The 21,049-nt window shown below is 44.0% G+C and carries 15 protein-coding genes; 1 reads left to right on the forward strand and 14 read right to left on the reverse strand.

What is annotated here, in order from left to right; genetic code table 11:
• Positions 1-27 precede the first annotated feature (27 nt).
• The 10 genes from L6I86_RS15690 to L6I86_RS15735 all read right to left on the reverse strand — a co-directional run bounded on the left by L6I86_RS15690 (position 28) and on the right by L6I86_RS15735 (position 12,901).
• Positions 28-2,253, reverse strand: a complete 2,226-nt coding sequence (locus L6I86_RS15690; RefSeq protein ID WP_236288510.1) for an FAD-dependent oxidoreductase — start codon at positions 2,251-2,253, stop codon at positions 28-30.
• A gap of 87 nt (positions 2,254-2,340) precedes the next feature.
• Positions 2,341-3,960 carry a response regulator gene (locus L6I86_RS15695; protein WP_236288512.1) on the reverse strand — a complete coding sequence of 540 codons (1,620 nt, stop codon included), beginning with the start codon at positions 3,958-3,960 and terminating at the stop codon, positions 2,341-2,343.
• A gap of 2 nt (positions 3,961-3,962) precedes the next feature.
• Positions 3,963-5,702: a sensor histidine kinase gene (locus tag L6I86_RS15700; protein ID WP_236288514.1), complete on the reverse strand. Its 1,740-nt coding sequence runs from the start codon at positions 5,700-5,702 to the stop codon at positions 3,963-3,965.
• 88 nt (positions 5,703-5,790) lie between these two features.
• Complete coding sequence (locus tag L6I86_RS15705; RefSeq protein WP_236288516.1) at positions 5,791-7,377, reverse strand: extracellular solute-binding protein; 1,587 nt, start codon at positions 7,375-7,377, stop codon at positions 5,791-5,793.
• 71 nt (positions 7,378-7,448) lie between these two features.
• Positions 7,449-8,318 carry a carbohydrate ABC transporter permease gene (locus L6I86_RS15710; RefSeq protein WP_236288518.1) on the reverse strand — a complete coding sequence of 290 codons (870 nt, stop codon included), beginning with the start codon at positions 8,316-8,318 and terminating at the stop codon, positions 7,449-7,451.
• Between the two features lie 13 nt (positions 8,319-8,331).
• Positions 8,332-9,279 carry an ABC transporter permease gene (locus L6I86_RS15715; RefSeq protein WP_236288520.1) on the reverse strand — a complete coding sequence of 316 codons (948 nt, stop codon included), beginning with the start codon at positions 9,277-9,279 and terminating at the stop codon, positions 8,332-8,334.
• Between the two features lie 198 nt (positions 9,280-9,477).
• Complete coding sequence (locus L6I86_RS15720) at positions 9,478-10,362, reverse strand: ADP-ribosylglycohydrolase family protein (protein WP_236288523.1); 885 nt, start codon at positions 10,360-10,362, stop codon at positions 9,478-9,480.
• Positions 10,363-10,367: 5 nt separating this feature from the next.
• Complete coding sequence (locus tag L6I86_RS15725; RefSeq protein ID WP_236288525.1) at positions 10,368-11,411, reverse strand: AAA family ATPase; 1,044 nt, start codon at positions 11,409-11,411, stop codon at positions 10,368-10,370.
• A complete protein-coding gene (gene pnuC, locus L6I86_RS15730) occupies positions 11,387-12,052 on the reverse strand; it encodes a nicotinamide riboside transporter PnuC (RefSeq protein ID WP_236288527.1) in 666 nt (221 codons plus the stop codon). Before pnuC ends, L6I86_RS15725 begins: the two co-directional genes overlap by 25 nt.
• A 78-nt stretch (positions 12,053-12,130) precedes the next feature.
• Entirely contained in the window at positions 12,131-12,901 is a 771-nt protein-coding gene (locus tag L6I86_RS15735; RefSeq protein ID WP_236288528.1) for an NUDIX domain-containing protein, read from the reverse strand.
• A gap of 203 nt (positions 12,902-13,104) precedes the next feature.
• Between L6I86_RS15735 and L6I86_RS15740 the strand changes: the two genes are divergently transcribed.
• The gene (locus tag L6I86_RS15740; protein WP_236288530.1) at positions 13,105-13,995 is read left to right on the forward strand and encodes an AraC family transcriptional regulator; all 891 of its coding nucleotides are present in this window, start codon (positions 13,105-13,107) and stop codon (positions 13,993-13,995) included.
• Between the two features lie 153 nt (positions 13,996-14,148).
• Here the strand turns inward: L6I86_RS15740 and arfA are convergent, their stop codons facing one another.
• The 4 genes from arfA to L6I86_RS15760 all read right to left on the reverse strand — a co-directional run bounded on the left by arfA (position 14,149) and on the right by L6I86_RS15760 (position 21,013).
• A complete protein-coding gene (gene arfA / locus L6I86_RS15745) occupies positions 14,149-15,660 on the reverse strand; it encodes an arabinosylfuranosidase ArfA (protein ID WP_276574865.1) in 1,512 nt (503 codons plus the stop codon).
• Positions 15,661-15,762: 102 nt separating this feature from the next.
• Complete coding sequence (locus L6I86_RS15750; RefSeq protein WP_420851897.1) at positions 15,763-18,873, reverse strand: DUF5695 domain-containing protein; 3,111 nt, start codon at positions 18,871-18,873, stop codon at positions 15,763-15,765.
• 350 nt (positions 18,874-19,223) lie between these two features.
• Positions 19,224-20,093 carry a carbohydrate ABC transporter permease gene (locus L6I86_RS15755; protein ID WP_236288534.1) on the reverse strand — a complete coding sequence of 290 codons (870 nt, stop codon included), beginning with the start codon at positions 20,091-20,093 and terminating at the stop codon, positions 19,224-19,226.
• The gene (locus L6I86_RS15760) at positions 20,090-21,013 is read right to left on the reverse strand and encodes a carbohydrate ABC transporter permease (RefSeq protein WP_236288536.1); all 924 of its coding nucleotides are present in this window, start codon (positions 21,011-21,013) and stop codon (positions 20,090-20,092) included. The genes L6I86_RS15755 and L6I86_RS15760 overlap by 4 nt, the downstream gene beginning before the upstream one ends.
• Positions 21,014-21,049: the final 36 nt, after the last annotated feature.

Here is a 21,049-nt window from a genome sequence, read left to right on the forward strand (position 1 = left end):
CGAGGGAAGAATTCCTGCATCGCGATTTCACCTGACCTCACTAATCGTTTTAGGAGCAAACAATTTCACAGCAAACACTTCATGATAAGGCGAACCGTATGTCGCGCAGAAATGAATCCGGATTCGAGTTACACATTTCGCATCCACCTTATGTTTATTCAACGTGAGATAATTTCCACGGATACTGATTTCCCTCTCGGTTCCGTCTTCAAAGGTCAAGGTCACATCATAATCTTGCATGAGGGGCTCGATCGGATCGTCGAAGTGCTCCAAATCCAGCTGTGAATTGAAGACGAGATGAATTTCATCCAGACTTTTAGGGCTTGCAAAACAAAGCTCCAACCACTCCTGTCCTTCCGTACGTTCGGAAATCCATCCGTTCGGCAGACCATAAGGTCTGGAGTAACCGTTGACGACATTCTCAGGATTGTACATATTCTGATGTGGCAGCAGGTCCTTAAAGCAGATGCTCTTACCCAATTTCTTCAGCTTTGACGGCTCCTCCGGCCTATAATGGAAGCTGACCGCTCCTGTCAGTTTCTCTTCATTACCGTACACGGCAAGGTTCTCCGTTCCTTCCAATACGATGTAAATTTTATCGTCAGCCGGCTTCTCTAAGCCCAAGTCCAGCGTAATCCAGTCGTCATAACCAGCTGCAATAGACAAGCTATAATCTTTCAACTGGCTAGTGGGAATATAGTTTTCCTTCCGATCCCCGCCAAATAACTTCACATGCAGCGTTTCCGAATGCTCGGAGCTATTTTTAATTTGGACCCGTACGCTTTCCGCAACGGATGTCTCGATCGGCAAGACCAAGCAAAACCCTTTTTCCAAAGAAATTGCTTCAGTTGGATGAAGATTCTCATAGCTGCGCTGCGACGAGGCATGAATATGTAATCCGTCCGCGAAGTAAGGATCCAATTCCTCTTTCAGCCCTACAATCGTTTGCCCGTCCCGAAGCAGCAGCGACTGCAGCTCTTCCATATGCGCTTCGACGAGGTCTGCAGGGTCTACCTCATATTTCAGACATAGCGAAGCTGCCGTTCCGACCGCCTGCCCCATACAACCGCAGGTTGCCATGACCCTTGTTGATCCAAAAGCAACATGGGTAGCACTTATATTGCGACCAGCGAACATGAGATTGGGTATATTCTGGGAAAATAAACTGCGGAACGGAATATTGTACAAGCCAGGCACGAAATTCCATGCTGTAGCGGGTCCCTCATCGTAGATGCCCTTCGCAGCATGCAAGTCCATATACCATCCCCCGACGGATACAGCATCATCGAAATGCGGCTTTGCGGTAAGATCGTTCTGAGACAACATGTGATTCCCAATAAATCGCCTCGATTCCCGTTTTCCCGGAATGGGGCACACATAATCCAAGATGAGATTGTCCACATCATCGAATTCGCCGCTATTTTTGATATAATCCCAAATCCCGTAAACTAATTTCCGCAGTTCCAATGCGATGTCTTCATTGTTTGCGATAACATCCAAATGTCCGCCGTATTCCAGCCACCACAATCCGCCAAGTCCGTTGATTTTCCTAGGAAAAGCACGATGGTTCAAACCTTTTCTGATACTTTCAAAAAAGGGCAGCTTCGTAATATCATACGCAAAGCCCGGCCTCCTGTACGGAACGGCATATTCTACAGCGCGTGCTTGGAAAAGGATCGTGTCTCCCATGGTGTAATGGTCCGCCACTTCTGGGGCCAAGTCTTCGTTGTATTCATACTTCGCTTCTCTCCCCCATCGGAAGAGCGCTCCAGCCTGAAATCCGACAACCCCGTCTCCAGAGCAATCGATGTAGGTTCTACTTTCAAAACGGAATTTCTTTTCGGAAGCCAATTGAAGGCCCTCTACCCATTTGATTCTGCCGTTCTCCATCCCCGTCTCATGCACACATGTATTCAGAAATAGCGAAATGTTAGGCTCAGCGTAGACCATATCCAATAAGACCGTATCCGAAAGCGAAAGCATAAGCTTTTTGTTATATAACGGATTATAATGGAAAATCTTTAGCTTGAGCTCTTCCACCAACCCGCCCTCACGCGCATAATAGGATGGACTTTTGCCGAGATAGGCCGACCCATTGATATGAACCCTAACCTCGCTGCTGGCATTTCCCCCAAGAACTGGCCGATCATTAATAAGTGACACTTGCAGTCCTTGACGAGCGGCAGCAATGGCAGCACATAGCCCAGCAATCCCCCCGCCTACGACGGTTACATCTGCTTTAATAAGCTCCATATTGATTACCTCCATGATTAGATACATGTATCATGGTAAGCCTTTTGTTCGCCGTTTATTTACATGATTTCAAGAAAAAATCATATTTTATTTAGATTCATAGCGTGTCATTTTTATCCGATATTGCTTTGGTGTGTCACCCGTATATTCTTTGAATAGTTTGCAAAAATACCCTTCATTAACAATGCCTACTTCCTCGCATAATTCCAATAATGAATAATCCTGAACATTTAACAGTTCGAGCGCCAATTGGATTTTTTTACGGTTGATATAGCTAATGACACCTTCATTCATTGTTTTCTTAAATAGGCTGCTAAAATACGATGGCGCTAAGTTCACATCCTCAGCAATAGCCTCCAAGGTTAAACGCTGTTTTAGATTTTTCTCAATAAAGCGCATGGCTCTCATGATTTCTGCCCGATGTATAAGTTGGCCGGCGTGTACATATTCGTATGTGAAGTCGCTAATATAGGCAAGTTGCTCCCGAAATGCCATAAATTCGATGGGAAACTCGGCTATTTCTGACGTCGACGTGTTCCCCGATTTAAATTTCATAATAATGTCTCTGTACAAGTCTCGAAGCATAGGTGCCATGATGGACCTATGAATTTTATGATCAGAAGCATATTGGTTTAACTCAGCAAATTCTTTCTCCAACTCTTCCTTGGAAACTTGTCTTTGCACCCCAACAAGAAAATCAGCCAGTTTATGCTGGAATTCCTCTCTTTTGTCATTCCGGTAATGGAACCGATGCGCGGGTGTTTTGACTACTTTCTCAGCATGATAATAGAAATCCTCACTCACATTTTGAGCTTCCGTATAAGCTTGTTTGATGGACTCCCAGCCTCGATGCGGACCGCCAAAAGCTACGGATACCCTTTGATTCAGATACTGCTGCAAATGAGTGACGATCTGACTTCCTAATTCCTGGCAAGCAAATTCCGTATCCATTTCACTGCGATTATTTTCCCACGAAAGAAAGCCAATAAAACGATTATCGGATAGATCTGTGGCTACACCCCTGCCACTATTCATCACCGTTTCTTCGATAACATTCGTAATCGCATATTTTAAGATGTTTTGATCAACCGCTGAGTATTCATTTCGGAAACTTTCATACAGATTCATTTCAACAATAAAGCAGCAATAATTGGCTTGAAAGAACTGGGAATCCATGCGATTGGCGAAATTCGACGCCCGATGAGGAGGAATCTCACCTCTGATCAGTTCGTTAAAAAATTGCTTGCGAACCCTGTATTTATTTTCAAGAACGGATACGTTTAAAGATTGAAATTCCTCTTCTTTTTTCTTAACCTCATCCAAAATACCGGCTGCCTTACCCAATGCTCGATCCAAATCCGCTTCATTCAAGGGAACCTTAACAATGTACTCCATGACGTTGGCATGGATAGCTCGCTGTGCATATTCAAACGTCGAGTAGGCGGTCAGTAGAATGAATTGGGTATGAGGCAGCTCCAGCTTTAACTGCTCAATCATAGCAATCCCATCCATTCGCGGCATAACGATATCGGAGATGACGATGTCCGGTTTGAGCTTTAAAATCTCCTCGATCCCCTTCAGCCCATTATTGGCTTTCCCGACTAAATGGAATCGCGTTTCCTTATGGGAGAGCTCGCTAAAATATAATTCCAAGCGTTGAATGATTAGATCTTCATCGTCAACAATGAAGCAGGTGTAGTCTCTCACCGTCATACATCTCCTTTAAACGAACCTACAGGGAATACAGCGCGAACACATGTCATCTCCTGAGGCGTGCTTATAATTTGGAGCCCGAACTGCTCCCCATAGTGAAGTCTTATTCGACCATGAATATTGTTTAACCCGATTCTTTTCCTTTTTACTTCCTGAGCACTCGGGTCTGCGATTAAAATATGCTGTATGCGATCCGCTGGAATGCCTTCACCATGATCAATGACTTCGATCATGACGAAGCCGCCCTTCCTGTAGGCATGAATCGTAATCGAGCCTTCGATTCCACCTCCGTTATAGCCATGAAAGATACTATTCTCCACAATGGGCTGCAGCAGCATACGGAAAACCGGAAAATCCATTAACCCCTCTTCGATATGCTCAATCAAGTGGAAGTGCCTATTATAACGGATGTTCTGGATCGCGATATAGTCCGATACATTGCGCAACTCCTGACGTAGTGAAACCTTCTCCGAAGCGTCGGCGATCCCGTATTCCAATATGGCAATGAGAGACCCGATGACCACATCTACTTTCTCTATTTGTCCGAGACGTATGACATTGCTGATTGATCCAAGCGTATTATAGAGAAAATGAGGGTTGATTTGAGATTGCAGCACTTGGATTTCCAGTTTCCGCTCCAGTTCATTATGAAGCTCTGCTCGCCGAATCAGCTCCACAATTTGCTGCAGCATACGGTCGAAGGCTAGGGAAAGGTCACCAAATTCATCGTTTCGCTTAATGGTAACTGCCGTTGTCAAATCACCTTGCTCTACCCGCTTCATTTTTGTTTTGAGTGCATAGAGCGGATTCCTTATATATTTGGCAATAAAAAAGGAAATGAACAAACTTAAGAGCAGGCCAGCAACTAGAAGTCCGAGATAATAGTTTTCCAATCTCGACAACGCAGCTTCCAAGCGAGATTCATCATTCATCGAGATGAGGAACCAATTGAATTTCTCCGTTGGTTTCTTCAGAATGGAAACTGGTAAGCCATCTTTTGTATGGAGTTGTAAGCTTGTTCCCGTCGTATCAAGAATTTGTTCCGCAGACATTTCCCCGATTGAAAACGTATGATCTTGAATACTTAGGGGTCCTCTATTTTCCGAAAATCCAGCAATAATTTTACCCGATGTGGTAATCAGTGCTAGATTCATTTGTTCTTTTTTATTAATCTTAAACAAGGTTTCTTCAATGGCATTTAGATCCAAATCTACTGCAATAGCCATAGGAGTCGGAGCGCCGTTCAGATATCGCACCATCGTAACGGTCCAACCGGAATACTTCGATTTATAAGGATCACTGACAAATGTAGTCCGTTTGTTCTTGTCGGCCGCATCAAATAAAGGTTTTCTGTCCGATAAAGGTTCATCGAAAATTCGCGTAGTCGTACTTCCGCCTAGAATGGATAAATCACTATTGATCAAGTAAATGTTACTCACGTAATTACTGTTGAGTTCATAGAGCTCTCTTAATTGCTTTTTAATCACTTCCGTATTGGCAATGTTTGCTTTCACCGAAGTTTCAACCGAGAACAAAATCGTCTGAAAGGAGGAAAAATTAACCGTTAGATACTGGTCAACTTTGTCCAATATTTGGTTCGTGTAATAAATGTCGTTGGTTCTAATTTCCTTCTGGACATAGCGATAGGACAATTGGCTTATCAAAATGATGCAGCTTAATACAAACGCAAATACAATCATAAATAGTTTTATAGGCAAGCTGATTCTTCTTCGCATCGGTCATCTTCCTTTTAAATCTGGATTAAACTAAGCATAGCATAGGACAACAAAGAGAGGGGCAATTTATCGCCACTCTCTTCGTCTATTACTTGATTAGACCTGCTTCTTTAAATTGCTTAACGGCTGTATCTTTATATTTCTGCATGTCAAACTTGGTATCCAATGTTTTGAGGAAAGTGTCCCAGTTGGTAAGCGGGTCTTTGCCAGACATAAATTTGACTAAGCTTTCATTAATGAAACGTGTGCGGTCGGCTGCCAAGGTATCGCTCGGGTCTGCCGTCAACAAATTCCCAGGCAAAGTAAGACCTACATATTGCTGATTGTTCGAGAAAGCTTCTGCCGTCTTCGGATTCTGGAAGCTGAAGTACTCGGCATCATCACCACGACGCGGCATTCTATAATGATCAACCCATAGGTACTTTTCTTTCACTTCCTTGGATAATTCAGAGTTTTTATTTTTGATCTTGCCGTCCACGACATCCCAATGAATTCCTTTAATTCCGTATGCGAAATTCGGGTAGGCTTCTTTGTCCGTAAACATATATTCCAGCATAGACAGGATTCGAATAATTTTGTCCTTATCCGCTTTCTTGGAAATGGCCCATGAATTGCCTTGGAACGATTTTCTCTCTACGATTTGATCGCCGTATGGCCCTTTCATTGGAGGAATAACGATCCATTCCGGTACTTCTCCGCCGATTTCTTTCATTTTCTGCTGATAATCTGGTTCCAATCTGCGGGCATCTCTGATCATGAAGCCAACTTTACCTTTAAATAACTTTTGGTCCAACAAATCAGGCGTATTCATCGTCACCCAATCTGGATCCACTACTTTCGCTGTCATCATTTTATTGATGTAAGCGAGCGCTTCCTTCATTTTAGGATCAATAAATAAGTACACCGGTTTGTTATCTTTCACATCAATGGCGGAGGGAGGATTGACGCCAAACATCCACATCAAGCTATCGAAGCCGTAGGTTTGCAGATTGCCTTCTTTATTCATACCGCCAATGAATCCGTACGTATCATTCTTGCCGTTTCCATCAGGGTCTTTCTCCGTAAAGGCTTTCATCACTTCGAACAACTCGTCAGGGGTTGTCGGCACTTTCATACCTAGCTTTTTTAACCAATCGTTGCGGATAAAGTAGCTTCGACTGATACCGTTTACATTATCATAACCTGGCACTCCAATCGTTTTGCCCAGATAGGACGTCGCCTCCCAGGAGTCTTTAGCAAAACGCTTCTTCAATTCGGGAAATTGATCCAAGTATGGCGTCAGATCCGCAAGCACACCTTGATCATAATATTGTGCGAGATCGGATCGACTCTTCAAGAAGAGCAAATCGGGAATATCTCCTCCTGCAATCAACGTATTCAGTTTGGTTGTTGCCTGCCCAGCTTGAGGAATCGTCATATCCAAATCGATGTTCATCGCCTTTTCCAACATTTGGCGTTGAATATCTTCTTCACGTGGAGGTATCGGAGCAGCAGCATTGAAAGTCCCTTGGTTAAACATCGAGATTTTCATTTTGGTCGCAAACTTGTTAGCCTCGGTTTGAGGGCTGCTCGAAGCTGCAGGCTTAACTTCTTCTTGATTCCCACATGCTGACAATAGCGTTCCCAGCCCTACGACAGCAGCCAGAACAGTAAATGTAATCTTTTTACGTTCCATATTGACCTCTCCTTTTGCTTGTATATATATTATCACGGTGTCCCCGTAACAACCTAGGTAGGAATTGCCTTTTAACCTTTGATCGATCCCATAAGCACACCTTTTGTAAAATGCTTCTGCATAAATGGATACACGATTAAGATCGGAACCGTCGTCACGACGACAGCAGCCATTTGCACAGCGAATTTGCTAACCGTTCCGGAATTGGCCATCGATTCAGCGCTTTCTGATGCAATGTTAAGCAGAATGTTGCGCAAGACAACTTGCAGCGGCATTAAGTTCGCATCATTTAAGTAAACAATGGCATCGAAATAACTGTTCCAATGCCCCACGGCGTAAAATAAGGAAATCGTAGCAAGCACGGGCATAGAGAGTGGTAAAATGATCCTCCAAAGCGCTTGAAGTTCACTTGCGCCGTCGACCCTCGCCGATTCCTCGATTTCAGCAGGCAATTGCTCGAAAAAGCCTTTAATAATGACCAGATTAAATGCACTAATGAGATGCGGGATAATCAATACCCACGGACTGTTTAGCAATCCTAGAGAGCGGATTAACAAATATGTCGGAATTAAGCCTCCGCTGAACATCATGGTAAACACAATGAATATTAAAAATGTGCTGCGCCCCGGCAAATATTTTTTGGACAACGGATAAGCAGCAAGTACCGTAAAAAGCACATTTAGCGCCGTGCCTACGATCGTTCGAAACAACGTAATTTTATACGCCTGCCCTATACCATGAGAAATGAACACTTCTTTATAGGCTAGGAACGTAAAGGATTCTGGAATAATCACAATTCCTTTTCTTACTACTTCCGATTCTGGCGTCACGGATACAGCAACGACATATAAAAAGGGAAGTAAGCAAAGTAGGGCTAGTATAATAAGAATAAAATATACGACTACTTGCCATATTTTTTCCCCGACTGTCAAATTGATCATTTATAAAACCACCTCACCAAATTTGCCCATCGAATTTTTTGGCAATCTTGTTAGCAGCCAATACTAAAGCAAATCCGATGATAGCTTTAAACAATCCCACAGCAGTAGCCAAGCCAATCTTAAGACGCTCCAACCCTTCACGGTATACCCATGTATCGATAATGTCGATCTTCTCCTGGTTAAAGCTGTTGGCAAACATGAATATTTGGTCAAAGCCCGCGTCCAGAATATGACTTAATTTCAGGATCAGCATCAGAATAATGACGCCTCGAATGCCGGGTAATGTGACATGCCATAGCTGTCTCCACTTGGAAGCCCCATCAATTCGAGCTGCTTCATATAAACTTGGATCAATGCCTGCTAGTGCGGCAAGGTACAAGATCGCTCCCCAGCCAATATCCTTCCATATTTCAGATAGGATGATCAGCAGTCTACCCCAGGCAGGTTCCGTTAGAAAGGAGATAGGCTGAATCCCATTTTGCTTAAAAATCATGTTAAAAAGGCCATCCCCTGGTGCTAATAACGCCACCATCAGTCCATACACAATGACCCATGACAGAAAATGGGGCAAATACGTGATCGTTTGTACGATCTTTTTAAACCATTGGGTATACACTTCATTGAGAAGCAAAGCAAGTACTATGGGAGCAGAGAAACCGAACAATAGCTTATACAGCGATATGATAATCGTATTTCTCATAATGTCCCAGAAATAAACGCCATTGATAAAATCTTTGAAATTTTTCAATCCCACCCACGGGCTATCCCATAGTCCCAAGGCGAGGTTATAGTTTTTAAAAGCAATAATGATTCCTGCCATAGGAATATATTTGAATACGGCAAAGTACACTAATGCCGGAAATAAGAGCGCATACATTACTTTATATCTGCTTATCGTTCTTATCCATGAATCCCGCTTTTTGGGGGTGGGAATGGCGTCCGCTGCCAGTTTTGCTTGCATATCATCACCTCGTCTTTATTTATATTTGTATAATAGCATCCGCCTTTCGGATAAATTTCTGTGATTTCTAGAATTTCTTACAAGATATTAAGTAGTCGCCCTTGAATAATTACAATATAAAAGGCATGAAAAACGGACAGAGTGAGCGCTACCCTTTTCAGGTGCTTTCACTTTGTCCGTACGTTATTTTCGCAACTACTATAACCCATCCCTCACACCAACCAACCTCACCGCTAGCTCATCCAATTGCTCCCTAATCAGGATCGCCTCGGCATACTTTGTCGGAATCTGCTCATAGCCATAATAAATGCCTGCCAACCCACCAGCAATAGCGCCTATGGTATCCGAGTCTCCGCCTAAATTAGCCGCTCTTTGAACAACTTCGCTAAAGTTGGAAGCTTTCAGCAATATATGGAGCACCCAGCGAAACGTATGCACAACGAAGCCGGTAGCTTCGCAATTTGGTTCGGATGTGAGTATACGTTCATACTCTGTTCCGATCAACTCCTGCTGGATCACATCTTTCATCTCTTCTCCCTTCAGCAGACGATAAGCAATACGATTATAGAGGATGCAAGCTTCATTGCATCTTTCGTCATAATGGGTCATTTTCGATTGCATATGGGAAATTTTCTCGATATCTTTCCACTCCGTGTACGCCAAAGCAACTGGCAAACAACGCATCAGTGAACCATTGCCCGCACTTTGGCCCATCTCATTATGAGTGATGTAAGCAGCCTCGAACCAACTTTTCTCCACATTTTCAAATGTATGTCGGATGATATTCCCGATATCTTTCGGCCTCGTTTGATACCATTTCATAAACTCAACACCAATGGCTTCCAGGGGATCCTTTGGATTTTCCAAAATACCCTCTGCCACACACAACGTCATCATCGTATCATCCGTCACTTCACCAGGCTCCAATCGCCAGACGCCCCCGCCAATGATCTCCGTCAAATATCCATATCTTGCGTGGATTTCCCTGACACTCATGAATTCGGTCGTGCCGCCCAACGCATCACCGATCGCTACGCCGTAGATCCCACCTTTGATTTTATCCAACAAGTCGTGTTTGTTCATGCTTATTACTCCCTTCCCCCACTACCTGCTTGCATCATTAAACATTCACTCAAACTATGATATTTATGATATGTCTTCAAAATCTTACTTACTTGTTCCGCTCTCTTCTCAAGAGTTCCTTGTAATAGGAAATACGGGATCTGCCTCATTTTGAGATCAGCAATGATCTGCTTCTGGAACACAAACCGCTGAACCTCCCCCGAACGATCCCACGTATCTGCATAAGGAATATCGGTATCGCACACAAAAACAAGCTCATACCGCGACGCCGCATCCACGGCCAGTTGAGTCAAACGTGGTGTAGCCGTACCGTGATAATAATGAGAAAACATATATGTTGTAATCGCATTGGTATCCACGAAGAGGACATCTCGCGCTTCCCTCATCAGAAGCTCCTCTCTTTCCAAATGCCCTTCCGCGATCTCTTCTAGCTGCTCTAGCGATAATCTACGATCCACTTGATGCTTCTCCCAATATTCCCGTCCGTACTCCATCATCCAACCTGTATGCATCTGTTTCGCCATGTAAGCGGTAAGTGTGGATTTCCCCGTCGAAGGAGCGCCAAGAAATACGACTTTCGTAATCAGATCTTTATAAACAGCCGGACTCAAAAACTTTCTATTGTCAAAAGGATTCCCCCGTACTTGCGTGCCCGAGACCGGAAACGTGTTCCGATCCGGATCAATTTGGCGATTCACTGCACCCAAAGCCGCGCTCATGTGCTCACCATAAAACTCACTGGAATAGAAATGTGTGATCTTCCGCCCCTCCAGCTTCTGCAGAATATAGGCCTCATGCATCCTTTTAATCTCAGGCGTATCACCTATTTCATTAGAACCATCCCATGCTTCAATAACCTGCACCTGCGGATAGAGGGTACGTATCCAATTGGATCGCACACGCAAAGGGATATCCGTCGTTTCGGGACAATCGTAGATGACAACGATCACTTCATCCATCTCCTTAATCGCAGTCTCGATCATGTATTGATGACCCGCATGCAGAGGTGCAAACTTTCCTAGTGTTAAGCCTGTTCTGTGTTGTGACATAGGAACCCCCTCCGATCTTCCATGTGTAATGCTCGTTTCCATCCGACATAGCCTGCAATGGCGATGAACAAGAAAATAAGGTATAAGAAGGCAACAGCATACAAATCTTTGTAGGCATACATCGCTACCGACAGCACATCGACAGCAATCCAGATGAGCCAATTCTCTAGCACTTTGGACGAAAGTAGATACTGTGCTATGAGGCTTAAAGTAGCAATGAAAGCATCCGCATAGGGAATCGAGGCATCTGTGTATGTTTGTAGAACATAGCCCCAGAGCAGGGTCATCACCACCAAGAATATACTTAATAGGAACGTGAGTCGTAATGTTATTTTTCTAGTCGGACGCACCTTGGTACCCTCTCTTTTCGTCAGCCAAATGATCCAACCATACACGCTTAATATGAAAAAGAACACCTGTAGCATCGTATCCGCATATAATTTCGCTTCCCAAAACATCACGAAGAAACAACCCACATTGACCAGTCCAACTGGCCAAGACCATATATGTTCCTTCGCTGTTAACCATACGCACAACAAACCTGTCGTAGTCGCAATGATTTCGATTGCTGTTGATGAGGTGTAGATCGCAATGGCGACCATACAGACGAATAATGCCAAGAATGACCATGCTTTTCTCATACGTAACGCCTCCTTAAGTTTAACTCCAAGCCAACAATACTATCATTATGACATTATCAAAAGGTAAAAGAGAAGCGCCTAGCTATATATGGATAGCTGAGGCGTCAGATCCGTAAAGCGATAGAGCTGTGCGGCTCTTTGCGAGTAGCGATTGGAAAGCTTCGGCTCTCCATTACGATCCACCGCTTCTTCAATAATACCTTTGCGGCTTTGGGTAGATGTGATTTTGCGAATGAAGTTGCTTTCCTCAAAATGCGGCACGACCGTTTGAATCACTTGGTACAGCTCACCGATGGTGAACTCTTCGGGAAGAAATTCCTTGGCAATGGTTGTCGTTAGCATCTTTTTCTGAATCTGATGCAAAGCATCCGTCAATATCTCCCGATGATCAAAAGCCAACTCTAACTTTAGCGCTTCCTCAATCGTAAATAATTGCACATCCGAAGCGTCTGTGTCTGCGCGTCTTTCAGCCAACCATCTTTCATGAACTAAAGCATAGAAAGCGTGAGAGATAATCCATCCTCTCGGATCACGTCCCGGTTCACTATAGACGTTTAAATATTCCATATGAACATCCGCGACACCAGTCTCTTCTTGAAGCTCCCTCCGAGCACATGTATACATACTCTCTGACTCTTGGCAAAACCCACCAGGTAAAGCCCATTGGCCTTCGAATGGCCATTGTTTTCTTTGAATCAGCAAGACCTGTAAGTCCCGAATGGGCAGCGCCTTTTTGGTTGTGCTCTTTTCCCTGGAGGTAATGGTGAAAATGACAATATCACTCGGTGCACCATCTGGTGTTCGATATTTATGGGAGGAGTAGTTCGACTCTTTTTCGTTCGTGTCCATTGTGGCACCTGCTTTCACAACTTTAATGTCAATATGATATTATCATTATGACATATTTAAATGAGTTGTCAAGTGGTGGTTAGCCCATAATCTCACTATATTTCGCCAAAATCACTTTCTTTCGCATGGCACTTCACGTAAAATATAAATAAGCATATCCATCACAAATGTTGGATATAAATTCGATCTTAACGAGGTAGGCCATGAAACCAACCGTTCTTCACTTCATTGCTCCACCGATTCCTTATTTCTTAGATTGCGGAAGCGCTTACTATGAAATTGGGGAGAGTCATATAAGTAGGACAAACATTGGTGCCTTCGACCTCATCGTCGTTAAGAAGGGGACTATCTTCATCGGAGAAGGTACGAATGAATGGACACTTCAGCCTAATGATGCCATCATTCTAAGACCCGATCTCTCGCATTTCGGAACGGCTCCTTGTGAGCAAGAGGCTGAAATCCTTTGGATCCATTTCCATACGTATGGCGCTTGGGATGAGTACATGGATATGGATGCGTGTTTAGCGAATCAGAATGCTCTCATTGAGGATCACAAACAGAAGGCTTTCCTAAATCATGCGGAAGTGAATTCCATTTTTATCCCAAAATATATGAAACTGAATCAAAAAGCCTTAGAAATCCTAGAATATTTCTTCGATTTGGAACAGGAATCGCGCTCCCAACGCAATTGGAGGAAACAGAACACCTTTCAATTGTTTATGCAGCATATTAACCGTGAATTAATTTCAACAACCGACATGACTGCATTTCATTTAGCTGAGAAAGTAGAGCTATTTATTCGCCAAAATTATACGAAAAAAATATCCAATGCCCTCTTGCAAGAGCATCTTAATTATCATCCTAATTACATTGCCAAATGCATGTTGAAGGTGTTCGGGATGACTCCCAATGATTATTTACTTCAATTTCGTATCGAACAATCCAAGAAGTTGCTGATTCAGACGAATTGGACCATGGCAAGAGTTGCGGAAGAGAGTGGCTTTCAGCACGCCTCCTACTTCTCTCACTGCTTCTCTACCAAGGAAGGGATCTCTCCTTTAAATTTCCGTAAAAACTATACAGGCCATTCATGACTGTCATGCCCCGCATGAGACGCGGACACGAGATCTCGCCGGAGGACGTTGTTGGTCGAGTTCATTTGTAGGTTTGGCGTGGTCTAGTAATGCACACATTTGATTAGCTGGAATATATACAGCTATTTTCGAGGAATTTCCTCGAAAATTCACTTACTTGCGCAGTCGTATCACATTCCAAGATAACCTCGGCAACGTTCCGATCAGCATATCGTCATCAATGGCCGCATCGCCATCGCTATGCGGTGACACTCGATTAGAATGGTTCATCCTGTTCACGGCTTTCACATCCTTGTTTTCCAAGACAATATGTTCCACCACTCGGTATCCCTCAAAGCTGCGCAAGTCGCATGAAACAACTATTGAGGAATCAAGACTCTTATTAACTGCAAATATCGTAAGTTCGTCTTTCTCCTCCTGATGGACAGCAACGGTATCCAGATAAGGGACATCCGTATAGTCCTTCGTATCATATTTAGGAGTATCTATAAACGCATGCAGCACGGTTCCTCTCCCATAAACAGAGGCGTGCATATATGGATAAAAAATCGTTTGGCGCCAAGCAGGTCCACCTGTTTGCGTCATAATAGGGGCTATGACATTCACTAACTGTGCTAAGCAGGCAATTTTCACGCGATCCGCATGTTTTAATAGTGTGATCAGCATCGTGCCTACCATCAGTGCGTCCTCCAAGGTATACACATCCTCAAGCTGTGGAGGCGCAAATTGCCACGGTTCCATCTTCTTGTCTGACTCCAAAGTATGAAACCATACATTCCATTCATCGAAAGAAAGCATCATGGTTTTTTTACTTCTCTTTTTGGCTTTTATATAATCACACACCGCAATGATCTCTTGTATAAAGGCTGTCATATCCAGCGATTTGGCCAAGTAGTTCGGGGTGTCATTATCTGCGTTTCCATAGTACGTATGTAAGGATAGGTAGTCCACATTATCATACGTATGCTCCAGTACGGTGGCTTCCCACTCTGCATAGGTTGGCATACTTCGGAAAGAACTTCCACATACCACTAACTCGATCGTCGGATCAACGAATTTCATCGATTTCGCTGTTTCATTCGCCAATCGACCATACTCGTCTGACGTTTTGGCACCAATTTGCCAGGGTCCATCCATCTCATTGCCTAAACACCACGTCTTAATGCCATAAGCCTCTGGATAACCGTGAGCAATTCTTAAATTGCTCCAATACGATCCCCCAGGATGATTGCAATACTCCACCAAGTTTCTGGCATCATCGATCCCTCTAGTCCCTAAGTTAACGGCCATCATTGCTTGTGCTTTAACTTGTTTGGTCCATGCGAGAAATTCATTTGTGCCAAATAAATTTGGTTCTAGTACACGCCATGCCAACTCCAGCTTGGTAGGTCTACCACTAATCGGTCCGACACCATCCTCCCAGTTGTACCCCGAGACGAAGTTGCCCCCTGGATAACGAACGATCGGGACACCAATTTCATTGATCATCGCACGAACATCCTGCCTAAAGCCATGTTCATCTGCTGCCGGATGTCCAGGCTCATAAATGCCGCCATAAACAGCGCGCCCCAGGTGTTCAATGAAAGATCCGTAGATGCGCTCATCGACTTCAGCAATTCGAAAATCTTTATCCAATTTCATGCTCGCTTTTAACACAGTCGTCATATCTCTCTTCCTCCTAATTTTAGTTACCAAATTGCGCTATTTTTATAGGAAAGCTGCCCTTCAGATCTAAGAAGATCCGAGAGGCAGCCTCTACGAAATGGATTATGTTCCGAATACTCTCCACGATTCAATTCCTGTTGATGTGGTTGCTTTGGCTGTTATGTTGACACGGATTTTGGTGGTAGAAACAGGCGTGAATGTCGTCGTGTTATATTGATTGGCGATAACCCCTAGTCCTGATGGGCTTGCTACGTTGACCCACGCTGTTCCATTCCAATATTGGATAGTATAGGAAGCTGGCAGATCGATGCCTTGATCATCATCAAACCAATAAATCGCAGTACTCGATAATATTTTCGCTGATGCGAAGTCGTATTGCACCCATTGTGTCGTTCCTGGATTATTCCAGTTACCGTATACAAGATGTCCTCTATCATTTGAACTTGTCGGTGAATAACCATCGTTCAGCCCTGCAAGGCTTTCCCAAGATGACACGAATGAGGTTGTCGCTGTCCCTTGCGGTGCAACGTCTTGAGGCCCTGACGGTGTGCCTACTTGCAGTTTCACATCGTACGTAGCATTCGTTCCAATGCTAAGATTAACGATGGTTTTAGCACCTGACGTCGCCGTCACCGTGCCTGTTTGCACGTTGTTCACAAGCACATTATAGGTACCTGCTGCAAGACCCGTGAACGTGACTTTCGTAACGTGGGCCGCCGTTGTGGTGGAATTTTTTAAAGTAAAGTTCACATCATTCTTAGCTGTTGCTACAATAGCCGACGTATATTGGTCACGCTCAAGCTCCATGGACAATTTCTCTGTAATGAGATTCAATCGTTTGAACAAGCCATCCTTCGGCGTGATCGTATATTTCCCACTGCTCAGATTAACGTCCGCCCCGTAGCCATATAAGCCAAAAATAGGGTCAACTGCAATATCTGCACTTAGAATTTTCAAAGCACCGAACAGCCCAAGATCGGCTTCGCCACTCATCCCGCGCCAGCCATTAAATAGCGGACCGCCGTCCAGGCCTAGAGCGCCATTATTTCCCTTACTTGCCTGGTAAGTCCAAGAAACAGCACCGATATTCGCTGCATCACTACTGATTTGACCAGAATTGATCGCACCGATATTCGCTATTTTAGCCGCATAGGATAACCGCTGTTCCCTCTCAGGCGTCGTGGAATTCGTACGAATCCAGTCATCCATCGCATAACCTGCAAGTGACGTGCTGTATTGGAAATTCCACCAGTTGTCTCCCGTAATGGTTACAGGATCGGTGTAGTAATACCACACTGGCATATGACCGCGTGCTGCTCTCGTTTTGGCATTAATTTTACCTTTGATGGTATTGTTATTATTCATCTTAGCCAGCATGTAGACAGATTCTTCTCCCGTATTGTCGTAGCTATATTCAGATCCGTATGGATAGGAATTTGCTGAAAAATTGTTGTATTTCGTTGCCATTTTGCTGATGATATCGTTCACTTGTGTCGTATAGCCCTCATCTTGAAGTGCCTTAATAATGTCTGGTGTCGTTAACTCACCCATTAATCCCGTCTCCCAGTTGTAGGCAACAGGTCCGTCGTACAAGGCTTTGAACACATTATATGCGCGAAGCAAATACGTATTTTTGGGATTCTTGTATGTCACAAGATTTGGGTACAGCTTAGCAATTTTATACATACTGAAGTACGTATTATAAATGTGCGGATACGCATAGCCCCGATAGGTTGGCGTTGTGTTTGGTTGCGCCATTAGAAAATCTGGTACAAGATAATCGGTATGATGACCATTCATCAAATTTGTCCATACGGCCGTTTCCAAATAATTATCTACGGCTGTTACTTCAGAAGCGATAGGCGTAAGGGCATTTTTCTCAGCAAGGAATTGACCATGTGTAAGCCCCCAGTCATCTCCCCAACCCCAGTATCCTGCGAAATTGTTTCGCTTGGCTTTGGTCTGCATCATCCAGTCATCGAACACTTTATCCCTAATATCCCCTGGCACATTCCATTGTTGATTGTTCACCATGAACGTTGAATGCCGCTGTAATGCCGCATCGATAGGTTCAATAGCATAGAATTGAAGAACTGTTTTCTCACCTGAGCCGTACGTAACCGTAATATTATTCTGTCCCAAATGGGTCATCGTCATCTGATACAATTTGTGATCCGTTCCCGTTGTACCTAAAGAAGTAATTGTCGTCTCGGATGGGTATTGCGGTGTAACAGCAGTAATCACTTTGGATGTGTGCAAATCGAACTTAGCCGTCTGATTCGTTGGCACAATCATGCCAGGAACTACATTGAAATCGACCATACCTTCGCTATACAGCCTGTCTTGAACAGCATACTCATCGGCAGCTTTAAAGAATTTGAAGGCATACGTTTTACTTGCGCCTGGTGCCAATGTTAGGCTCGTGTTGGGCAAATATCCACGACCATTGCTTTTAATCACATTGGAGTGGATATAGTACACATTCAGCCCCTTCGCATAGCCCCCTTGATCCGCTGCCCACATGCTGCCTGGATGCTCCTCAACGCGCCAATTGTCTTGATACTCAAGTCCCGCTCCCGTCGTCGTGTCAGGTACCATAAGCAGAGAAGGGCCAATACCGCTAGGACGCTGTGCCACGATATACGAACTATTGTTGCCGATATAGGCATGTGTAATGACACGTGTCTCATAGATTTCGTCATTATTGCCAGCAGTGAAGAATTCATTGAAGGGGAGCGGGAGGCCGAAATCTCCGATTTCCAAAGTTTGCGTGCTCGTATTGGTAACGGTAATTTGCCATTTCAAATAGTCACTCACGAGGGAATACGATTCATCCACTTTGAAGTTTTTAATCCCTGCACTGTTGGTTGAATTCTGATACGTAATATTGACGGTATTGCCCGTTTGGGAAGTGGTTCTGCCATCCGCCGATTTACTCGAAAGCGCTTGTGTCCAAGCCCCTGTTCCAAGCTTATACGTAAACATAAGCTCCCCAACCCATTGATGATCAGCTGTATTCTGATTCGGTGCATTCGTTGCATTCATGACATAATTGGTTGGATACGTATCCCCGCCAATCTGTAGAGAAGTAATTTCGCCATTCGTACCCGTCTGAACTGTAAAATTACTGTTCGTAATTGTATTCGCTGAAGCGAGTTGCGGTACCAACAGAATGGCTGCTGCAGTAAACGTAGATGCTGCAAACAGTTGCATACGTTGTGACTTTGACATCTTACTCCAATACTTACTAAGTATTTGCTTCATTAAGTAGCCTCTCTTTCTCATCCTAGATTTCTTCGACATCTAGCGGGGATTTCTCTTACCATTAGGTTTAAATCCTGGCTGTAACGTGCTGTCATCCTTTGCGGCACACCTCCTTATTTGTTAAATTATATAGCGCTTACATTTTCTATCATATCTAAAATTTGTGCGATTTACTTTAAGTTTCACAACCTATTTTTACACTATATGAACTAATGTCGCAGGAATTTTCTTTAAAAATATCAACCTAAAAACCCCCTAAAGGATTATCCTTCAAGGGGGTTCTTTTTGCTCATTCCAGATTAACTTTTCATACCGGTCAACGTGATTCCCTCTACAAAATATTTTTGACCAATCAGGTAGAAAATGACGCCTGGCGCAAAGGACAGGCATGTGGCTGCCATCGTCAACGACCAATCTTGCTTTAATTGACCTTTAAAATTGGTAAGCCCCAACGCTATGGTGAATTTATCGCTCGAATTAATGTAGATCATCTGTTGGAGCAAATCATTCCATAATCCGATGAAAATAAACAAGGCAACGACGATCATAGCGGGCTTGATCGCCGGCATAATAATGCTGAACAAAATCCGGAAGTACCCAGCGCCGTCTATCGTTGCCGCTTGGTCGAGTTCTCTCGGTATAGAGAGAATGAACTGCCTGATCAAAAAGATATTAAAAGCGCCGCCCCCGCAAAAATAGGGCAAAATCAATGGCAGATAGCTGTCATGGAGCCCCAAACCACGTGTCCATCCAATGTAGAGGGGAATGAGCGTAACCATGGCAGGCAAGAGCATTGAACCGACGCAAAGAATCCAGATCAATTGTTTGCCTCTAAACCGCAACCTCGCAAAGGCATATCCGCACAAGGTAGCCGTGAACGTCCCCCCCAAACAGGAAGGAACGATAATGATCATCGTATTCCACAGATACTTCCAAAATTTAAATATATTCAATGTTTTTTCATAATTGGAAAACAACCAATTTTTCGGTATAAGAGACGGCGGATACTTGTAGATCTCGGGATTCGTCATCAGTGACGTACGGAATATCCACCAAATCGGGAAGAGTACGATGAGGGCAAATACAATGACGACTATAAGTGTAAGCACGTTCATCGTTCGTTCACTGCGTTTCTTACTCTTCAATCTGGCGTATGCGACTTCGCTCATTTATCGTCGTCTCCTTCGGAAAAGATCCACCGTTTCGACGTCTTGAACAAAACGGCAGTAAAAGCGGCAAGAATGGCGAAAATAATAAAGGTCGTCGCGCAGGCATAGCCCAGCTTGTAATTGACGAAAGCCTGATCATACATCAGATAAGTCATGAATCGGGAAGAGTTGCCCGGACCACCATTGGTCAGTGCAAGGGCTGGCGTAACGACTTGGAGATTGGCAATCAGGCTTAGCAACAGGTTGTAAAAGATGATCGGCGTCATACAAGGCAAGGTGATATGCCGGAAGCGATTCCACCCGTTGGCGCCATCCATTTCAGCCGCTTCATGATAGACGCTCGGAACGCTCTGAAGCCCTGCCAAAAAAATAACGATTAAGTTACCCGACAGCCAGACCGCAATCAATGAAAGAGATGGGACTACGAAATTGGAATCGGCGATAAAGAGAACTTTGTTCAAACCAATTTCGGAGAGAAGATAGTTGAAGAAACCAAAATTCGCCTCGTAAAGCCAGGACCATCCTACATATATAGCGGCAGCAGGCAAAACGAAAGGCACATAGAATACGGCTCTGAAGAATCCTCTTGCCGGAATTTTACGATTCAACAGCATCGCGATGAAAAGTGAATAAACCATACTTCCGGCTACGGATAAAAATGCGAAGTAGAGCGTTGCTATAATTGAATCTTTAATATAAGGATCGGTGGTAAATAGCGTGATGTAATTGCTGAAGCCGATAAATTCGGGGTTTTTTAGCCCCGTCCAATTCGTCATACTTATTCCCAACACGCCGAGAAGAGGCAGATAGGTCAGGAAGATTAATCCGAGTATTGCTGGAATCAAGCATATGTAAGCAACACTTGCCTCGCTTGAATGAAAGCGGGAACGGCGTTGCTGAGGTTTATTAAAGGTTTCCATATCTTGCCCCCCACCTCATATGTGAAGGATGACCGC

The organism is Paenibacillus allorhizoplanae (assembly GCF_927798215.1).
GTDB lineage: Bacteria > Bacillota > Bacilli > Paenibacillales > NBRC-103111 > Paenibacillus_E > Paenibacillus_E allorhizoplanae.

Bases quoted from the DNA above. Each gene is read 5' to 3' on its own strand.
- L6I86_RS15740 (WP_236288530.1), top strand. From the start codon at position 13,105: ATGAAACCAACCGTTCTTCACTTCATTGCTCCACCGATTCCTTATTTC.
- pnuC (WP_236288527.1), bottom strand. From the start codon at position 12,052: ATGAGAAAAGCATGGTCATTCTTGGCATTATTCGTCTGTATGGTCGCC.
- L6I86_RS15755 (WP_236288534.1), bottom strand. From the start codon at position 20,093: ATGAGCGAAGTCGCATACGCCAGATTGAAGAGTAAGAAACGCAGTGAA.
- L6I86_RS15725 (WP_236288525.1), bottom strand. From the start codon at position 11,411: ATGTCACAACACAGAACAGGCTTAACACTAGGAAAGTTTGCACCTCTG.
- L6I86_RS15690 (WP_236288510.1), bottom strand. From the start codon at position 2,253: ATGGAGCTTATTAAAGCAGATGTAACCGTCGTAGGCGGGGGGATTGCT.
- arfA (WP_276574865.1), bottom strand. From the start codon at position 15,660: ATGACGACTGTGTTAAAAGCGAGCATGAAATTGGATAAAGATTTTCGA.
- L6I86_RS15720 (WP_236288523.1), bottom strand. From the start codon at position 10,362: ATGAACAAACACGACTTGTTGGATAAAATCAAAGGTGGGATCTACGGC.
- L6I86_RS15750 (WP_420851897.1), bottom strand. From the start codon at position 18,873: ATGCAACTGTTTGCAGCATCTACGTTTACTGCAGCAGCCATTCTGTTG.
- L6I86_RS15705 (WP_236288516.1), bottom strand. From the start codon at position 7,377: ATGGAACGTAAAAAGATTACATTTACTGTTCTGGCTGCTGTCGTAGGG.
- L6I86_RS15715 (WP_236288520.1), bottom strand. From the start codon at position 9,279: ATGCAAGCAAAACTGGCAGCGGACGCCATTCCCACCCCCAAAAAGCGG.
- L6I86_RS15700 (WP_236288514.1), bottom strand. From the start codon at position 5,702: ATGCGAAGAAGAATCAGCTTGCCTATAAAACTATTTATGATTGTATTT.
- L6I86_RS15710 (WP_236288518.1), bottom strand. From the start codon at position 8,318: ATGATCAATTTGACAGTCGGGGAAAAAATATGGCAAGTAGTCGTATAT.
- L6I86_RS15735 (WP_236288528.1), bottom strand. From the start codon at position 12,901: ATGGACACGAACGAAAAAGAGTCGAACTACTCCTCCCATAAATATCGA.
- L6I86_RS15760 (WP_236288536.1), bottom strand. From the start codon at position 21,013: ATGGAAACCTTTAATAAACCTCAGCAACGCCGTTCCCGCTTTCATTCA.